Raw genomic sequence first — 16,721 nt, forward strand, 5'->3', positions numbered from 1 at the left:
GATACGAAAGCCCGGCTGTATTGAAAAAGAAAAACCCCGGCCACATGGGCCGGGGTTTCCTGTTTCAGAAGGTTAGCAGATTATTCTGCGTCGCCTTCTTTTTCTTCTTTTTGGGCTTCTTCGCCGGTTTCCTGATCGACGACTTTCATCGACAGGCGGACCTTACCGCGATCATCAAAGCCCAGCAGCTTGACCCATACTTCCTGACCTTCTTTCAGAACGTCCGAGGGGTGGTTCAGGCGGCGGTTTTCGATCTGGCTGACGTGGACCAGCCCATCGCGCTTGCCGAAGAAGTTCACGAAGGCGCCGAAATCGACGATCTTCACGACCTTGCCTTTGTAGATCCCGCCTTCTTCCGGCTCGGCCACGATCGAATAGATCATGTCATAGGCCTTCTTGATGGCTTCGCCGTTCGGGCTGGCGATCTTGATCACGCCGTCGTCGTTGATGTCGACCTTGGCGCCCGACACTTCGACGATTTCGCGGATGACCTTACCGCCCGAACCGATCACTTCGCGGATCTTGTCGGTCGGGATTTGCATGGTTTCGATGCGCGGTGCATGGACGCTGAAATCACCGGCACCGGCCAGCGCTTTGTTCATCTCGCCCAGAATGTGCATCCGGCCATCTTTGGCTTGGGCCAGCGCCTTTTCCATGATTTCCGGGGTGATGCCAGCAACCTTGATGTCCATTTGCAGCGAGGTGATACCGTTTTCGGTCCCTGCCACTTTGAAATCCATGTCGCCCAGGTGGTCTTCGTCACCCAGAATGTCGGTCAGAACGGCATAGGAACCGTCGTCTTCCAGCACCAGACCCATTGCCACACCGGCAACGGCGGCTTTCAACGGAACGCCTGCGTCCATCATGGACAGCGACCCGCCACAGACCGATGCCATAGAGGACGAACCATTCGATTCGGTGATCTCGGACACGATGCGGATGGTATAGGGGAAATCGGTGGCGGCGGGCAGCACGGCCTGAAGCGCGCGCCATGCCAGCTTACCGTGGCCGATTTCACGGCGGCCGGGCGACCCCACGCGGCCTACTTCACCCACCGAGTAGGGCGGGAAGTTGTAGTGCAGCATGAAGTTGGATTTGAAGTTCCCGTGCAGCGCGTCGATGAACTGTTCGTCATCGCCGGTGCCCAGCGTGGTCACAACCAGACCCTGAGTTTCGCCACGGGTGAACAGCGCCGAGCCGTGAGTCCGCGGCAGCAGGCCGGTTTCCGCAACGATCGGGCGTACCTGATCCAGTGCGCGACCGTCGATCCGCTTGCCTTCTTTCACGACCGAGCCACGCAGCACGACCGATTCCAGCTTCTTGATTGCCGAACCCAGATTCGCGTCTTCAAGCTGCTCTTCGCTCAGGCCAGCCTTGATGCCTTCTTTGGCGGCGGCAACAGCGGCGACGCGTTCCTGCTTGTTGGTGATGGCATAGGCGGCGCGCATTTTGTCTTCGCCTGCGGCCTTCACAACCTCGAACAGGTCGCTGTAATTCGGCGGGGTGAAATCGAACGGCTCTTTCGCGGCGTCTTCGGCCAGCGAAATGATCAGGTCGATAACCGGCTGAATCTGCTCGTGTGCAAAGGTCACAGCGCCCAGCATTTCGGCCTCGGTCAGCTCGTAAGCTTCGGATTCCACCATCATCACGGCGTCTTTGGTCCCGGCAACCACCAGATCCAGACGCTGTTCAGGATTGTTGCGCAGGTCTTGCATGTCATCGACCGACGGGTTCAGCACATACTGGCCGTCGACGAAACCAACGCGTGCGCCAGCAATCGGACCCATGAACGGTGCGCCCGAAATGGTCAGCGCAGCCGAGGCAGCGATCATTGCCACGATATCGGGGTCGTTCACCAGATCGTGCGACAGCACGGTACACATCACCAGCACTTCGTTTTTGAAGCCGGGGACGAACAGCGGGCGGATCGGGCGGTCGATCAGGCGCGCGGTCAGCGTTTCTTTTTCGGTCGGGCGCGCTTCGCGCTTGAAGAAGCCGCCGGGAACTTTGCCAGCAGCATAGTATTTTTCCTGATAGTGAACCGTCAGCGGAAAGAAATCCTGACCGGGTTTCGGTTCCTTGGCAAAGGTCACGTTTGCCATGACGCTGGTTTCGCCCAGCGTGGCAATCACGGTGCCGTCTGCCTGACGGGCAATCTTGCCCGTTTCCAGTGTCAGCGTTTCATCGCCCCACTGCATCGTTTTGGTCGTTACGTTAAACATCTAGCGTATCCTTATGGAAGCACTCCCGGCCCTCCGGGTCTTCCGTTTGCGTGGCGGCCCCATTGCCGCCGACCCCTCTATCATTGCTTCACGACGCCGGGGTCTGGGCGTCACGTTCCAGATGTGTGCGCCATACCGTAGTTTTGCAAGTTTTGGAAGCGGGGAATAGAAAGGCCGTCTCTGCACCGCGCACCATGCTGTTGGCATGAAAACAAAGACGCAGCGGGAACCCCACTGCGTCTTTGTGCGCTCGTTTACCCAATTTTCCGGCTCAGAACACGCCGAGGGTTACACCATTTCCTCAAGCTCTTCGTCTTCCGGCATCGGGTCTTCTGCGCCGAATTCTTCTTCATCACTGTCCGGACCTGTACTTAGGGTCGCCAACAAATCCAGACTGCCGTCTTCGGCCATGCTGGCACCATCCAGCGCGCCGTTTTCGACGGCATCATCATAGGCGGCCAGTAATTCTTCGGCATTTTGAAAGCCCCCATCGAGCGCATCTATGCGGAACAGTTCGGTGGGAACCTCGACGGTGCTGCCATCCGGGGCGGTTTCTTCGTTCAGATCGTAGAAGATAACCGATTCGACCTCGGTAATATTGTAATCGGGGTCATCTGCGAACTGGCTTTCATAAAAGTTCACATAGTTTTCAAAGGTGCCTTCTTCGCCTTCGGGCAGGTTGTCTTCGAAAATGTAAACCCCGTTTGAAATCATCCCGTTATCCGCAATGTCGACACCAAAACCAACCTTTTCAAAGGTCGGTTCGTCATCGTCCTCTTCTTCCTCGGATACGGCCTTGATCGAGCCTTCTTCGGTTGTGGTTGACGTGGCGCGGATGCCAAAGACATCGACATCGTCCAGACTGTCGATATCCAACTGAACGGTCATCTGATCCCCGGCGGTGACATAGGTTTCTTTGTCTTCACCTTCTGGGCCAAGGCCCGGATCGCTTAGCTTGACCGCCTCATCCCATTGTACATCCTGAACACCATTCATGTTCAGTGGCCCCTTCAGACCTTCACTATCGCCAGAAAAATCATCGTCGCCAAAATAGATGGCGTTCACATCCATTGCGCCTTCGCTGACGGAAATGTCAGCCAGAAACTGACCGGGATTTTCCGGGTCTTCGTAAACGGTGACCGTATAGGACAGTCCTTCCATAGCGTACGAAAATGTCTTTGAAAGATCGGGCATCTGATTAATCTCCGGCTAAGGCTGTGTGCGTGGTGGATGGTCCTTATGTAAGCTGGGGCGCTCACCTTTGGTTCGCTGTGGAACACATTTGCGCCATAATTTAACCGCATTTGCGCCGTGGTCCCGAGTCGAATCTTTGAAAATCAAGGGAAACAAATTGTTTCCAGAGGGGAGTGATTGGATTTTTAATCAACCCAAGGATGCCACTGCGAAGCTGAGAGCCTTCGGCTTCTCCAGATGCAGACGCCTGCCCAAGTATACCCTTCCTTTGAAACCCACCCCTTTACCACAACGAAAAACGCCCGCTCTTGCAAGCGGGCGTTCCAAATTCCAAACCGGATCGGCTTAGCGGCGCAGGCCCAGACGTTCGATCAGCGACGCATAGCGTGCTTCGTCTTTGGCTTTCAGGTAGTCTAGCAGTTTACGACGCTGAGCAACCAGTTTCAGCAGGCCACGGCGGCCGTGGTTGTCTTTGGTGTGCGTTTTGAAGTGTTCGGTCAGCGTAGCGATACGCGACGACAGGATAGCAACCTGAACTTCGGGCGAACCAGTGTCGCCTTCTTTGGTTGCGAATTCTTTGATAACGCGGTTCTTTTCTTCAACGGTGATCGACATCGGGGTCTCCTGTAAGGTTAAGGGTTGGGGCGCAAGCCGGGATGTCGTCCAGCAAGGTCCGTGGAGTACCCGCCACGGGATTCCCATGACGGATGCGCGCGTATACGGGGATTCCCCTTAAAAGAAAAGCAAAATCCTATCCCGGCAGGCCGCCCGAGCGTGCGATCAGGGCAATGTCCGTCAGGCTAAGCCCGCTTGTTCCGTTCAATGTGGCCACCTGAACCCCGTCCACCAGCAGGGCCAGCGTGTCTGACCCATCGTCAGACGGGATCAGGTCCATTTCCGGCAGGGTGCCGGTGCTATCGTCATAGACCACGGCCAATTGATCCGAGGCAGCATCGAAGTCCTGTATCGTCAGCGGGTTATCCACCCAATCCCCGATCAGGATCATGTCTGACCCGTCGCCGCTGTGGATGTAATCACCGGCCCCTCCAGTGATGGTATCATCACCGTCGCCACCATTCAGGAAATCGCTGTCTGTGTCGTCATCGCCGCGCAGCACGTCATCCCCCGCGCCACCGAACAGGGTATCCGACCCCGCGCCACCGATCAGGGTGTCGTCATCTACATCGCCGTGCAGGGCGTCATTGCCATCGCCGCCTTCCAGCAGGTCGTTGCCCGCGCTGCCAACAAGGCTGTCATCACCATCGCCGCCTTCCAGTTGGTCATTGCCGTTATGACCGAAAAGCTGGTCGTTGCCGGCATCGCCCAGCATGAAATCGGCCCCGTCATCGCCATGCAGGGTGTCGTTGCCCGTATCGCCATGCAGGGTGTCATCCCCGTCACCGCCATAAATATCGTCGTCATTCGCGCCGCCGGATACGGTATCGTCGCCGCCATAGCCGTTCAGTTGATCGTTGCCATCGCCGCCGTCCAGCAGATCGGTTTCACCCCCACCTGCAAGGATGTCGTTGCCTGTCAGCAAATCTTCGGCACCAATGGTATCGTCGTCGGTTGCATCGGTTTCGGTACTGTCCAGTTCCGCGTCATCATCGTCCGCGATGCCGGTGCCGATGAAGGCGGCGCCAACGGCCATTACACCCAATAAGCCTGCAATAAGTAACATGTTTTCACCCACGGATTTCCCCGCAGGCATTACCGCATAGCGCGCCCGAGTCGGTCAAAACCTATTGGGGGGTGTGGTTAACACCGCTTTGCCCGCCGGTGGCGCGTTGGAATTCTTCGGACAGGACAACCATCCAGTCCCCGATGATCGGCAGAAATTCAAACTGGGACAGCCACCAGGTAATCACAGACACCAGCAAGGACGCCCCCAGAACCGACCCCAGACCAAAGGCCAGCCCGCGCGCGAACTGGAACCCGATGGACCGCATGGTTGAATTCTGGACGCGTATGAATTTGTGACCATTGAGTTTTTCCAGCTCTTTGGTCAGGCGGCGCAGGGCTTCGATTTCTTCGGTTTTGGATGTGTCGGGCTGTTCGGTCATGGGGTGTCCTGTGCGGGTGCCGGAATGTCCCAGATTTGCGGCTGTTGTGTATAAGCAATGTAAAGTGGGTGCCGTGGGTGGCCGTCTTTGGTCAGGCCCAGATGGTAAAGCGGCTGCCCGCTTTGCGCCAGAACCTGTGCCACCTGTGGGCCGCGATCCAGATAGGCACCATGCGTCCCCCAGCCTGCCACGATCCGATCCGCCCAAGCGCACCCTGCCAGAATCGCAGCATCGTTGCCGGGGCCAATCGGGTCGGTGGCGGCTCGCATCCGGCGCGGATCGGTTTCGCGCCATGCAAAGATATTGGTCACGCGGAACGCCCCATAGCCCAGCACCCGCGCCCGTCTTTCGCAGCGTTCCACGGTGGGATCGTTCTGGATTTCAGTCGCGGTTGATGGATTCAGCATCACGAACATCACGCGCGGCCCGGCGGCATCCCATTCCCGCGTCAGGGAATAGCGGTAGCGTTCGCAATCGGAATAAACGGCACAGGACAGGGCGTCGCCCTTTTGAAACTCACGCGTGATCATGTGCCGTTCTTGCCCGTACCGCGACCGGGCTGCAAGCCATCAGTCCAGATTGAACACCCGGTTCGGGTGCAGTTCTGCCCCTTGCAGAATGCCCACAGCGATTGGTTTCCCCTGATAAGATGCCCAGCATTCTTCGCCGAACTCTATGTCATGGGCGATGACCATGCCGGGGTTGCCATTCCGCAGTCGTGCGGCCCCGGCATCGGTGGCCTTGACCTCGGGCAGATCGGCCAACCCTTCTTCGACGGGGCGCAGAAGATCGTCCAGTTCGGGGGTGCGGGCCATGTCGTTGATCTGGTCCACGGAAACGCCATCTTCGTCTGCATCGAACGGGCCGGACCAGACCCGGCGCAGCCATTCGACATGGCCATGACATCCCAGCGCCTGACCCAGATCGCGGGCGATGGATCGGACATAGCCACCTTTGCCACAGACCATTTCCAGCACCACATGATCGGCGTCGGGACGGTCTTCCATCACCAGTTCATCCACCCAAAGCGGGCGGGCGGCCAGTTCAAAATCTTCATCCGCGCGGGCCAGCTTATAGGCACGTTGGCCGTCGATTTTCACGGCGGAAAATTTCGGCGGCACCTGCATGATGTCGCCCAGAAATCCATTCAACGCCTCTTTGATCGCATCGTCCGAGGGACGCAGATCGGATTGCGCGATCACTTCGCCTTCGGCGTCGTCGGTATTGGTGGCCTGCCCCAGCCGTACCGAGAAGCGATAGCATTTCAGTGCGTCGGTGATGAATGGCACGGTTTTGGTGGCTTCACCCAAGGCAACGGCCAATACGCCGGTGGCATCGGGGTCCAGCGTTCCGGCATGGCCTGCCTTGTTGGCGTTGAATGCCCATTTCACCTTGTTCACAACGGCGGTCGAGGTCATGCCAGCGGGTTTATCCACCACCAGCCAGCCGGAAATATCGCGTCCCTTGCGTTTGCGTGCCATGATCCCTGAAACCCGTTGTTGCTGCCAAGGTGCGGCACCTAACGGATGACCCGCGTCCTGTCAATTTGTGCTTATTGCACGGGGGATACCACGCCCACGATTGGTCCCAGCCAGAACCCGGCATCGTCCCTGTCGATTTGCGGGGCATACAGCCGGGATACCTTGCCATCGAAATACAGCGCTTGTGGCAGGTCCAGCGTATCGCGGAACAAGCTGCCGAATTCATAAAATGTGACCGGATTTTCAGAAATGGCAAAGACCACCCGCTGACCATCGGCGGAACTGCCCACCCCGTTGCGGATATAGCGGGATGTGCTGTCCGGCAGGAAACGCGGATGCAAAGCCCCGTCAATCACCAGCATCGGCCCGGATTGAGTGGCATCGCGGCAGGCGGGTTTTTCGTTGATATAACGCAAGGTTTCGATCACATCGGCGCGGCCCTGACGGATACAGAACACACCGTTCGGCAGCAGCCCGAAATTGCCCGGCCCGGCATTGGGAACCACGCGCATTTCCTGTTGGCCGTCTTCGATATACAGGCCAACGGGTGCGCGATCCTGATGGTACATGCCCGCATTCATCGCCATGTCTAAACGCTGGCCTTTTGCGTCCAACAGTTCAGCGACAGCAGAAAATTGCCCCAGTACGGTTCCCTGATCGTCACGCAGAAACAGCCGGATGGTTTCGCGGCTGGCGTCGACCTGACATATGGTGAAGCGGTTTTCGTCAACTGTCAGGCTGCGGCAGTCAACGGCGTGGGCCAGCGTGGGAAGCCACGCGGCAAGGGCCAGAACCAGACCGAAAAGGCTGGTTCCGGGGCGGGTCATTCCTCTTCCCCGTCGTCCTTGTCGATGTCGCGGCGGACCTGATCTTGCGACAGCAGGCGGCGGGTTTCGTCCATCCGGTCGAATGTATCGTCCAGCCGGAAGCGCAGTTCGGGCGCGTGTTTCAGGCCGCATTTGCGCCCGATCATCCGGCGCAATTCGCCGTGGTGGCGGGCCAGCAGCTTGATCGCCTCGTCCTTTTGATCGCCGCCCAACGGCAGCACAAACACCGTGGCCACGCGCAGATCGGCGCTTAACCGGACCTCGCCCACAGTGATGGACATACGATTCAGGTCCGGATCGTGGATATCCCCACGCATCAGGATTTCGGACATTGTCCGGCGAATTTGTTCCCCAACCCGTAGCTGACGCATACCGGGGCCGGAACCGAAAGAGCTGTTTCCCTTGGCCATGTTCCGCATCTACGCTTTCGCAAGGGCTTTGCCAAGCCGGGTTCAAGCCGCTATGAGAGCGCAACCGCCGAAAGACTGGAGTTTTGACCGATGACCAACCTGCCCGGACTTGTCGTAACTGGGGCCTCGGGCCGTATGGGCCAGATGCTGATGCGTACCATTCAGGACAGCGACAAGTGCAGGCTTGTGGGCGCGGTCGAACGCAAGGGCCACGATTGGGTGGGCCGCGATGTGGGCGAATGTATGGGCGGCGCACCGATGGGTGTGATCGTATCGGACGATCCGCTGGAAACCTTTGCCCATGCGCAGGGGGTGATTGATTTCACCGCACCCGCCGCCACGGTGGAATTCGCCGCGATTGCCGCGCAGGCGCGGGTTGTGCATGTGATCGGCACCACTGGCATGTCTGCGGACGATCTGGGCAAAATCAACGCGGCTGCCCGTCATGCTGTGGTGGTGCGGGCCGGGAACATGTCCCTGGGGGTGAACCTGCTGGTGCAACTGACGAAAAAGGTTGCCGCCGCGCTGGACGAAGATTTCGACATCGAAGTGATCGAAGCGCATCACAACAAAAAGGTGGACGCGCCATCGGGAACCGCCCTGATGCTGGGCGAAGCCGCCGCCGAAGGGCGGGGCGTGTCACTGGAAAACGTATCGGACCGGGGCCGCGACGGGATCACCGGGGCGCGGGAACGCGGCCATATCGGTTTTACGGCAATCCGGGGTGGGGACATCGTGGGGGAACACGATGTTTTATTCGCCGCAGCCGGGGAACGGGTGATTCTGCGCCACGTTGCTACGGATCGCGCGGTTTTCGCCCGTGGCGCATTGAAGGCGGCGCTATGGGGGCTGGGGCAAAAACCCGGCGAATACGACATGATGGATGTGCTGGGGCTGTAAGCCCCGCGCAGCCAGATAACCCGCCTATGTCGCGGGATTAGAAATCGACCGCGATGCCCTTTTTTTCCCAATCGCCATAGCGAACGGGTTCGGGGCCGTCGCGGCCACCCAGTTCCTTGGGCATGGCCTTGGCGTCGGCTTCCGCTTTTTTCCGGCGTTCTTCGGCCTCGGCCAATGCGCGGATCGCGGCGGGGGGCAGGTCTTTTTGCGGGTCTTTTTCCGGCTCGCTCATGGCGTGTCTTCCTCTTGCGGCTGCCTGTTGATATACGCCTCGGCAGCCCATTCGCAAGGATTGCCGTATTTTGCCGAAACCAGCCCGCCCCGTTCCCACCCCGCGCCAGACTGCGCTGACCCTGTTGAATCAGGTGTTGGTCGATGGGCGGCTGATTTCGGAACAGGCGGCACAGGGGGCATTGACGCGGCTGGACCCGGCAGATCGGGCGCGGGCGCAACGCTTGGCGCTGGATACGCTGCGAGGGATGGAACGCGCGGATAAACTGCTGGCGCGGCATCTGAAAAAGAACCCGCCGCTGGCGGTGCGCAACATCCTGCGGCTGGCGGTGATGGAACTGGCCACGGGCGGCGACGCGCATGGGGTGGTGAACGAAGCGGTGAACCTGACCGCTGCCAATAAACGTACCCAGACGATGAAAGGCATGGTCAACGCCGTGCTGCGCAAGGTTGCGGAAACCGCCGCGCAGGATTGGGCCAAGCAACGCGCCCCGCGGTTGCCGCGTTGGCTGCGTGATCCCTTGGTCGATGGTTATGGTCCCGAAGAAGTGGCCCGGATGGAGCAAGCCCATTTCGTGGGGGCGCCGCTGGACATCACGGCCAAATCCGATCCGCAGGCGGTGTGTGATGCGCTTGGTGGGGAATTGCTGCCGACTGGCACCATTCGTTTGCAGGATGCCGGGCAGGTGTCTGCCCTGCCGGGGTTTGATGCGGGCGATTGGTGGGTACAGGATGCCGCCGCTGCGCTGCCAGCCCGTGTGCTGAACGTGCAGCCGGGCGAAACCGTGCTGGATATGTGCGCGGCACCGGGCGGCAAAACGATGCAACTGTCGGCGGCGGGGGCGGATGTAACTGCGCTGGATATTTCCGAAAACCGCATGGCACGGGTGCAGGAAAATCTGACGCGCACCGGCCTGTCCGCGCGGTTGGTTACGGGCGACGCGCTGGACCATCAGGGGCAATATGATGCGATCCTGCTGGATGCGCCCTGTTCGGCCACGGGCACGATTCGCCGCCATCCCGATTTGCCCCACGCCAAAGACGGGGCAGAGTTCGGGGCGCTGATTGAATTGCAGGCGCAAATGCTGGCCCATGCGCTAAGCTTGCTGAAACCCGGCGGGCGGCTGGTTTATGCCACCTGTTCCCTGTTGCCCGACGAAGGCGAATGTCAGGTCGAGGATGCGCTGGAACTGTATCCCGATCTGCAAATTGACCGCACCGCGCTGGACATGCCGGGGGTAGACCCCGCATGGCAGACCGAAGAAGGCGGGCTGCGCCTGTTGCCGTCGTTCTGGCGGAAACAGGGCGGGATGGATGGATTCTATATGGCTTGTTTGCGAAAGCCCTGAGCAGAATTCGCCCAATCGCGTCTGGTATTGGCATTCGTCGGTGACAGACGGCCCGCCACAGGGTAATCTGCCCACAACCCGCCGTCAGAGCGCGAGAGGCAGAGCCAGATGTTCAACCCAGATCGGACAGCAGCGCCCCTGACGCGCTGGATGCACCGCTTTCATGCGCGGCTAAGCGGCTTCGCGCATCCAGCCAAAGGGTTCGTGAGCCAACCCGAACCCCGGACCATCGGCAGCTTTGCGCGGGGGCGGCAATTGGTGGCCGGGAATTTCCTGTTCGCCGGGCATTTGGTGGAAGCGCCGAAAACCCTGATTTGGGATATCGCCCCGCCCGATCACGGCTTTGAGGAGGAAACACAGGGCTTTGGCTGGCTGGACGATCTGGCCGCCGTCGCGGACCCGACCACCCGCGAACGGGCGCAGGCGTGGCTTTGGGGGTGGATTGAACGCTATGGCGCAGGGCGCGGACCGGGCTGGACGCCGGACCTGACGGGCCGCCGGATCATTCGCTGGATTCATCATGCGCTGTTCGTGTTGCGGGGGGTGGACAAGGAACAGTCTGACGCATTCTATCGGTCGCTGGCCCGGCAGACGATTTTCCTGTCGCGGCGCTGGCAATCCTCGTCCCCCGGTTTGCCCCGGTTCGAGGCTTTGACAGGGCTGTTGTATGCCGGGCTGTCATTAGAAGGCATGGCAAAATATGTAGCCCCAGCGGTCAAGGCATTGGCGCGGGATTGTCGGTCGCAGGTGGATGCGCAGGGCGGTATTCCCACCCGCAACCCCGAAGAATTGCTAGAGGTCTTTACCCTGCTGACATGGGCCGCTGCCGCGCTGCAAGAAGCCGGGCAGGCGGTTCACCCGGATCATCAGGCCGCGATTGAACGCATTGCCCCGACGCTGCGCACCCTGCGCCACGCTGACGGTGGGCTGGCGCGGTTCCACGGTGGTGGGCGCGGGGCCGAAGGGCGGCTGGATACTGCGCTGGCCGCATCCGGGATCAAGGGGCGCGCGGCGGATGGGTTGGCGATGGGCTATGCCCGGCTGTCGGCGGGGCGTACCAGTGTTGTCGTAGATGCCAGCCCGCCGCCTGCGGGCAAGGCCTCGTATAATGCTCATGCCTCGACCCTTGCGTTTGAACTGACCTCGGGGCGCAGGCCGGTGGTGGTGAATTGCGGATCTGGTGCGATTTTCGGGGCGAAATGGCGGCGGGCCGGGCGGGCCACGCCATCGCATTCGACGCTGTGTCTGGATGGGTATTCCAGTTCCCGGCTGGGCGGGCGCGGCAAGGCCGAATTGCTGACGGACATCCCCAAAAACGTCCCGATCGAGGTGTCTCAGGCCCCGGATGGGATGCGGTTTGAAGGCGGGCATGATGGGTATGCCAAATCTTATGGGTTGACCCATGCCCGCACGCTGGAACTGACGTTTGACGGGCGCGGTATGGCGGGCGAGGAATTGCTGATCGCGCTGGACGAGGCCGCCAAGCGCCGCTTCGATAAAGTGCCGCAAACGGTTGCGCTGGAAGGTATCCCCTATCACATCCGGTTCCACCTGCACCCCGAGGTGGACGCGACCGTGGATATGGGCGGGGCGTCTGTGTCGCTGGCGCTGAAAAGCGGGGAATTGTGGTTGTTCCGCCACGAAGGTACGGCGCAAATGACGCTGGAACCTTCGGTTTATTTGGAAAAAGGCCGTTTACGGCCCCGTGCGACCAAACAAATCGTTTTATCTGGCCGCGCGATGGACTATGCGACGCGCATCCGGTGGTCATTGGCCAAGGCGCAGGATACCCCGATCAGTATCCGCGATCTGAACCGCGATGAACCGGACCTGACCTGATACAGAGACAAAGAGCTGCCCCATGACCGACCTCTACCCCGTGCGCCGCGCGCTGATTTCCGTTTCCGATAAAACCGGCCTGATTGATCTGGGCAAGGCGCTGGCCGCGCGTGGTGTGGAATTGCTGTCCACCGGCGGATCGGCCAAGGCGCTGCGCGATGCCGGGCTGGATGTGCGCGATGTGGCGGATGTGACCGGCTTTCCTGAAATGATGGACGGCCGCGTGAAGACCCTGCACCCCAAAGTGCATGGCGGCCTGTTGGCGCTGCGCGACAATGACAGCCACGTTGCCGCGATGAACGAACATGAAATCGGCGGGATCGACCTGCTGGTGGTGAACCTGTACCCGTTCGAGGCCGCGCTGGCCCGTGGTGCCGATTATGACGAAATGATCGAAAACATCGACATCGGTGGCCCTGCCATGATCCGCGCCGCCGCGAAAAACCACGGGTTCGTGACAACCGTTGTGGATGTCGAAGATTACGATGCCCTGCTGGCCGAACTGGACGCGAACAACGGCCAGACCTCGTATGCCTTCCGTCAGAAAATGGCGCAGATCGCTTATGCCCGCACCGGGGCGTATGATGCGGCTGTTTCGACATGGATGGCCGGGGCCATTGGTCAGGACACCCCGCGCCGCCGCGTGTTCGCCGGGGAACTGGCGCAAACCCTGCGCTATGGTGAAAACCCGCACCAGTCGGCAGCGTTCTACAAGGATGGCAGCGCCCGCGCCGGTGTGGCAACTGCGCAGCAACATCAGGGCAAGGAACTGTCCTATAACAACATCAACGACACCGACGCGGCGTTTGAGCTGGTGGCGGAATTCGGCACCGATGCGCCTGCCTGTGCGATCATCAAACACGCCAACCCTTGCGGTGTGGCCTCGGGCGCGACGATGAAAGAGGCCTATAACCGCGCGTTTGACTGCGATCGCACGTCGGCCTTTGGTGGGATCATCGCGCTGAATCAGACGTTGGATGGCGAAACTGCCGAGGAAATCAGCAAGATTTTCACCGAGGTTGTCATTGCCCCCGATGCAACCGACGAAGCCAAGGCGGTTTTCGCGGCAAAGAAAAACCTGCGCCTGCTGACCACCGGCGCGTTGCCCGATCCGAAGTCGGCCATCACCACCTTCCGCCAAGTGGCGGGTGGGTTCCTTGTGCAGGGCAAGGATAACGGCGCGATCACGCTGGACGATCTGAAGGTCGTGACCGAACGCCAGCCCACGGAACAAGAACTGCGTGATCTGCTGTTCGCGTGGAAAGTGGCCAAGCACGTTAAATCCAACGCGATTATCTATGTCAAAGACGGGGCAACCGTTGGTGTGGGCGCGGGCCAGATGAGCCGCGTGGACAGCACCCGCATCGCCGCCCGCAAAGCGCAGGACATGGCCGAGGTGATGGGGTTGTCTGAGCCGCTGACCAAAGGATCGGTTGTGGCGTCCGATGCGTTTTTCCCCTTTGCTGACGGTCTGATCACGGCTGCTGAAGCTGGCGCAACCGCGATCATCCAGCCGGGCGGGTCCATGCGCGACCAAGAGGTGATCGACGCCGCCAATGAACGCGGTCTGGCGATGGTCTTTAGTGGTATGCGGCACTTCCGCCACTAAGGGCGTCGGGTCATCCCCCTGAATTACGGACATTTCACACTACGCGAATCCGGCAAGTTCATGTAAACTTGCCGGATCAATAATTCCGAGGCACGGCAAACGCGCCCGGTCAGAGGCAGAATAGGATAGGCAAATGAGGCTGGTTTTCTGGGCAGGCTTCTGGACGTTCTTGTTGGATCAAGCCAGCAAATATCTTGTCGTCCATATATTGAATCTGCGGACCGTTGGGGAAATGGATGTTATCCCGCCTTTTCTGAATCTGCGGATGGCGTGGAATACCGGGGTAAATTTCGGTCTTTTGTCTGGCTATGGCGATCTGACGCGCTGGTTCCTGATTATTTTGGCGCTGGTAATTTCCGCTGCGGTGCTGTGGTGGGTGTATCGTGATACGCCCAATCGTTTGGGATTGTTGTCCGCCGGAGTATTGATTGGCGGTGCCTTGGGGAACGTGGTTGATCGGCTGCTTTATGGGGCGGTGGCGGATTTTCTGAATATGTCCTGCTGCGGTTTCGACAATCCCTATGCGTTCAATGTGGCGGATATTACGATCTTTGTCGGCGCTTTCGGGCTGATCCTTTGGGGCGGAAAGCAAAAGCACCCGTGACGCGGGCGTTCTGATGGGCTAATGCTGGGGCGGAACGGACTGGAGGGTGGCGATGCGGATGTCGCGCGCAGTATTCTTGTTGGCTTTTGTAGGTCTTGCAGCTTGTGGCGGGGATGCCCGTTTGCGGGATTTGCGGTCATTCACGGGCGGGCCTGACGAATTTTCGGTCATTCCGGGTAAAGAACTGCAATCGCCCAAGGATTATGCCAGCCTGCCCACCCCGACCCCCGGTGGCAGCAATCTGACTGACCCCAACCCGCGGGCCGATGCGGTGAAGGCGTTGGGCGGTAAGCCCGGTGCGCTGGTTCCCGGCGGCGTTCCCACGTCCGAGGTGGGGCTGGTCAACTATGTCAGCCGCAATGGCGTGGCTCCGGCGATCCGGCAGGAATTGGCCACCGAAGACGAACAATTCCGCAAGCGTCAGTCGCGGTTCACCAAGATTCGGATCACCCGGATCGACCGCTATAACCAAGCGTATCGCAAGCAACGCCTGAACGCCTATAAGGAAGCGGCGCGCTGGCGGGCTGCTGGGGCGAATGTACCATCGGCCCCACCTGAAGATCACTAACATCGTGTGACGCTTCACAACCGCGTCACCCTGCTTGCAGTCGCAGGCTCAGGGCGTATCTTGCTGGAAAAATAACAGGAGATTGCCCAATGATCCGCCTTGCCCTTGCCGTATTGGCAAGCATGGTCATGACTGCGCCGCTGCGTGCGGCGGAAAAGGTCAGCGATTTTACTTTGGATAATGGAATGCAGGTGGTGGTGATCGAAGATCACCGCGCCCCGATCGTTGTTCACATGGTCTGGTATCGGGCCGGATCGGCAGACGAACCACCGGGACAATCCGGCGTGGCGCATTTTCTGGAACATCTGCTGTTCAAAGGCACCGACACGCTGGCCCCCGGCGAATTTTCAGCCACCGTAGCCAAAAACGGCGGCACCGATAACGCGTTTACCAGCTACGATTACACGGCCTATTATCAGCGGGTCGCGGCGGATCGTTTGCCGCTGATGATGCAAATGGAATCGGACCGCATGAAAAACCTGCGCCTGTCCGAGGATGACATCAAGACCGAGCGGGCCGTGATTTTGGAAGAACGCAACATGCGGGTGGATAATAACCCCGCCGCATTGTTCCGTGAACAAAAGGACGCCGCACAATATCTGAACCACCGCTATGGCGTGCCAGTGATCGGCTGGCGGCACGAGATGGAAGAGTTGAGCCTGGAGGACGCGCTGTCCTATTACGGCACCTATTATTCGCCGAATAATGCGATTTTGGTCGTGGCGGGCGATGTGCAGCCCGATCAGGTTTTGGCGCTGGCTAAGCAATATTATGGCGTGATCCCGGCCAACCCGGACCTGCCGAAAGAACGCTATCGCAGCGCGGAACCGCCGCAAACCGCCGAGCGCCGTTTGGTTTTCCGCGATGCCCGCGTGGCGCAGCCCTATGTCAGCCGGTCTTATCTGGCGCCTGAACGGGACCATAACGCCCAGAAACAGGCCGCTGCCTTGACCATCCTATCCGAGGTGCTGGGGGGATCGACGACCTCGATTCTGGCGGAAAAGCTGCAATATGACAGCAAAACCGCGATTTACACGGCGGCGTATTACGGGGCGACGTCGCTGGACGATACCACCTTTGATCTGATCGTGGTGCCTGCGCCGGGGGTGACATTGCAACAGGCCGAGGATGCGCTGGACGATGTGCTGGCCGGGTTGTTGGAAAATGGTGTGGATCAGGATCGGCTGGACCGGGTGAAAATGCAGGTGCGGGCGTCCGAAATCTATGCGCTGGACAACACCGAAGGGCTGGCAAACCGCTATGGCCGGGCGCTGACGCAGGGATTGACCCTTCAGGATGTGCAGGACTGGCCCAAGGTGCTGCAAGAGGTGACGGCGGATGACGTGCTGGCCGCAGCCCGCACCGTTCTGGACCGCCGTCAATCCGTGACGGGCTGGCTACAAGCCGAGGAGGTGGGCCAATGA

The 16,721-nt window shown here is 59.8% G+C and carries 17 protein-coding genes; 7 read left to right on the forward strand and 10 right to left on the reverse strand.

From position 1 onward, the window contains the following. Nucleotides 1–80: 80 nt before the first annotated feature. From pnp to rbfA, 9 genes are all read right to left on the reverse strand, one after another. Complete coding sequence (gene pnp, locus FN828_RS07045; protein ID WP_142492706.1) at nucleotides 81–2,222, reverse strand: polyribonucleotide nucleotidyltransferase; 2,142 nt, start codon at nucleotides 2,220–2,222, stop codon at nucleotides 81–83. A 288-nt stretch (nucleotides 2,223–2,510) separates the two neighbouring features. Beyond that, on the reverse strand, nucleotides 2,511–3,416 hold the full coding sequence (locus FN828_RS07050) for a hypothetical protein (protein WP_142492707.1): 906 nt from the start codon (nucleotides 3,414–3,416) through the stop codon (nucleotides 2,511–2,513). A 345-nt stretch (nucleotides 3,417–3,761) separates the two neighbouring features. Continuing rightward, a complete protein-coding gene (rpsO, locus tag FN828_RS07055; RefSeq protein WP_142492708.1) occupies nucleotides 3,762–4,031 on the reverse strand; it encodes a 30S ribosomal protein S15 in 270 nt (89 codons plus the stop codon). A gap of 136 nt (nucleotides 4,032–4,167) precedes the next feature. Then, complete coding sequence (locus FN828_RS07060) at nucleotides 4,168–5,097, reverse strand: calcium-binding protein (protein WP_142492709.1); 930 nt, start codon at nucleotides 5,095–5,097, stop codon at nucleotides 4,168–4,170. Nucleotides 5,098–5,158: 61 nt separating this feature from the next. Further along, nucleotides 5,159–5,479 carry a DUF5665 domain-containing protein gene (locus tag FN828_RS07065; protein WP_142492710.1) on the reverse strand — a complete coding sequence of 107 codons (321 nt, stop codon included), beginning with the start codon at nucleotides 5,477–5,479 and terminating at the stop codon, nucleotides 5,159–5,161. Then, nucleotides 5,476–6,009, reverse strand: coding sequence for a DUF1643 domain-containing protein (locus FN828_RS07070; RefSeq protein WP_142492711.1), 534 nt, complete (start codon nucleotides 6,007–6,009; stop codon nucleotides 5,476–5,478). The genes FN828_RS07065 and FN828_RS07070 overlap by 4 nt, the downstream gene beginning before the upstream one ends. A 39-nt stretch (nucleotides 6,010–6,048) precedes the next feature. Continuing rightward, nucleotides 6,049–6,960, reverse strand: a complete 912-nt coding sequence (truB, locus tag FN828_RS07075) for a tRNA pseudouridine(55) synthase TruB (RefSeq protein WP_142492712.1) — start codon at nucleotides 6,958–6,960, stop codon at nucleotides 6,049–6,051. 71 nt (nucleotides 6,961–7,031) lie between these two features. Further along, nucleotides 7,032–7,787: a phosphodiester glycosidase family protein gene (locus tag FN828_RS07080; RefSeq protein ID WP_142492713.1), complete on the reverse strand. Its 756-nt coding sequence runs from the start codon at nucleotides 7,785–7,787 to the stop codon at nucleotides 7,032–7,034. Further along, nucleotides 7,784–8,197 (reverse strand): 30S ribosome-binding factor RbfA, encoded by a 414-nt coding sequence (gene rbfA, locus FN828_RS07085; protein ID WP_235891431.1) that lies wholly within the window; start codon nucleotides 8,195–8,197, stop codon nucleotides 7,784–7,786. The genes FN828_RS07080 and rbfA overlap by 4 nt, the downstream gene beginning before the upstream one ends. Before the next feature lie 90 nt (nucleotides 8,198–8,287). Between rbfA and dapB the strand changes: the two genes are divergently transcribed. Further along, on the forward strand, nucleotides 8,288–9,097 hold the full coding sequence (gene dapB, locus FN828_RS07090; protein WP_142492715.1) for a 4-hydroxy-tetrahydrodipicolinate reductase: 810 nt from the start codon (nucleotides 8,288–8,290) through the stop codon (nucleotides 9,095–9,097). 37 nt (nucleotides 9,098–9,134) lie between these two features. Here the strand turns inward: dapB and FN828_RS07095 are convergent, their stop codons facing one another. Further along, the gene (locus tag FN828_RS07095; RefSeq protein ID WP_142492716.1) at nucleotides 9,135–9,329 is read right to left on the reverse strand and encodes a DUF1674 domain-containing protein; all 195 of its coding nucleotides are present in this window, start codon (nucleotides 9,327–9,329) and stop codon (nucleotides 9,135–9,137) included. A gap of 70 nt (nucleotides 9,330–9,399) precedes the next feature. On the opposite strand from FN828_RS07095, the gene FN828_RS07100 reads away from it, so the two are divergent. The 6 genes from FN828_RS07100 (at nucleotide 9,400) to FN828_RS07125 (ending at nucleotide 16,721) form a co-directional block, all read left to right on the forward strand. Further along, on the forward strand, nucleotides 9,400–10,677 hold the full coding sequence (locus tag FN828_RS07100) for an RsmB/NOP family class I SAM-dependent RNA methyltransferase (protein WP_142492717.1): 1,278 nt from the start codon (nucleotides 9,400–9,402) through the stop codon (nucleotides 10,675–10,677). Between the two features lie 108 nt (nucleotides 10,678–10,785). Beyond that, nucleotides 10,786–12,516: a heparinase II/III family protein gene (locus FN828_RS07105; protein WP_235891432.1), complete on the forward strand. Its 1,731-nt coding sequence runs from the start codon at nucleotides 10,786–10,788 to the stop codon at nucleotides 12,514–12,516. A 22-nt stretch (nucleotides 12,517–12,538) separates the two neighbouring features. Continuing rightward, nucleotides 12,539–14,125: a bifunctional phosphoribosylaminoimidazolecarboxamide formyltransferase/IMP cyclohydrolase gene (purH, locus tag FN828_RS07110; protein ID WP_142492718.1), complete on the forward strand. Its 1,587-nt coding sequence runs from the start codon at nucleotides 12,539–12,541 to the stop codon at nucleotides 14,123–14,125. A 133-nt stretch (nucleotides 14,126–14,258) separates the two neighbouring features. After that, entirely contained in the window at nucleotides 14,259–14,729 is a 471-nt protein-coding gene (gene lspA, locus FN828_RS07115; RefSeq protein ID WP_142492719.1) for a signal peptidase II, read from the forward strand. Nucleotides 14,730–14,787: 58 nt separating this feature from the next. Further along, complete coding sequence (locus tag FN828_RS07120; protein ID WP_328592205.1) at nucleotides 14,788–15,297, forward strand: DUF3035 domain-containing protein; 510 nt, start codon at nucleotides 14,788–14,790, stop codon at nucleotides 15,295–15,297. Between the two features lie 89 nt (nucleotides 15,298–15,386). Further along, nucleotides 15,387–16,721, forward strand: coding sequence for a M16 family metallopeptidase (locus tag FN828_RS07125; RefSeq protein WP_142492721.1), 1,335 nt, complete (start codon nucleotides 15,387–15,389; stop codon nucleotides 16,719–16,721).

The organism is Thalassovita litoralis, assembly GCF_900182725.1.
GTDB classification, from domain to species: Bacteria; Pseudomonadota; Alphaproteobacteria; order Rhodobacterales; family Rhodobacteraceae; genus Thalassobius; species Thalassobius litoralis.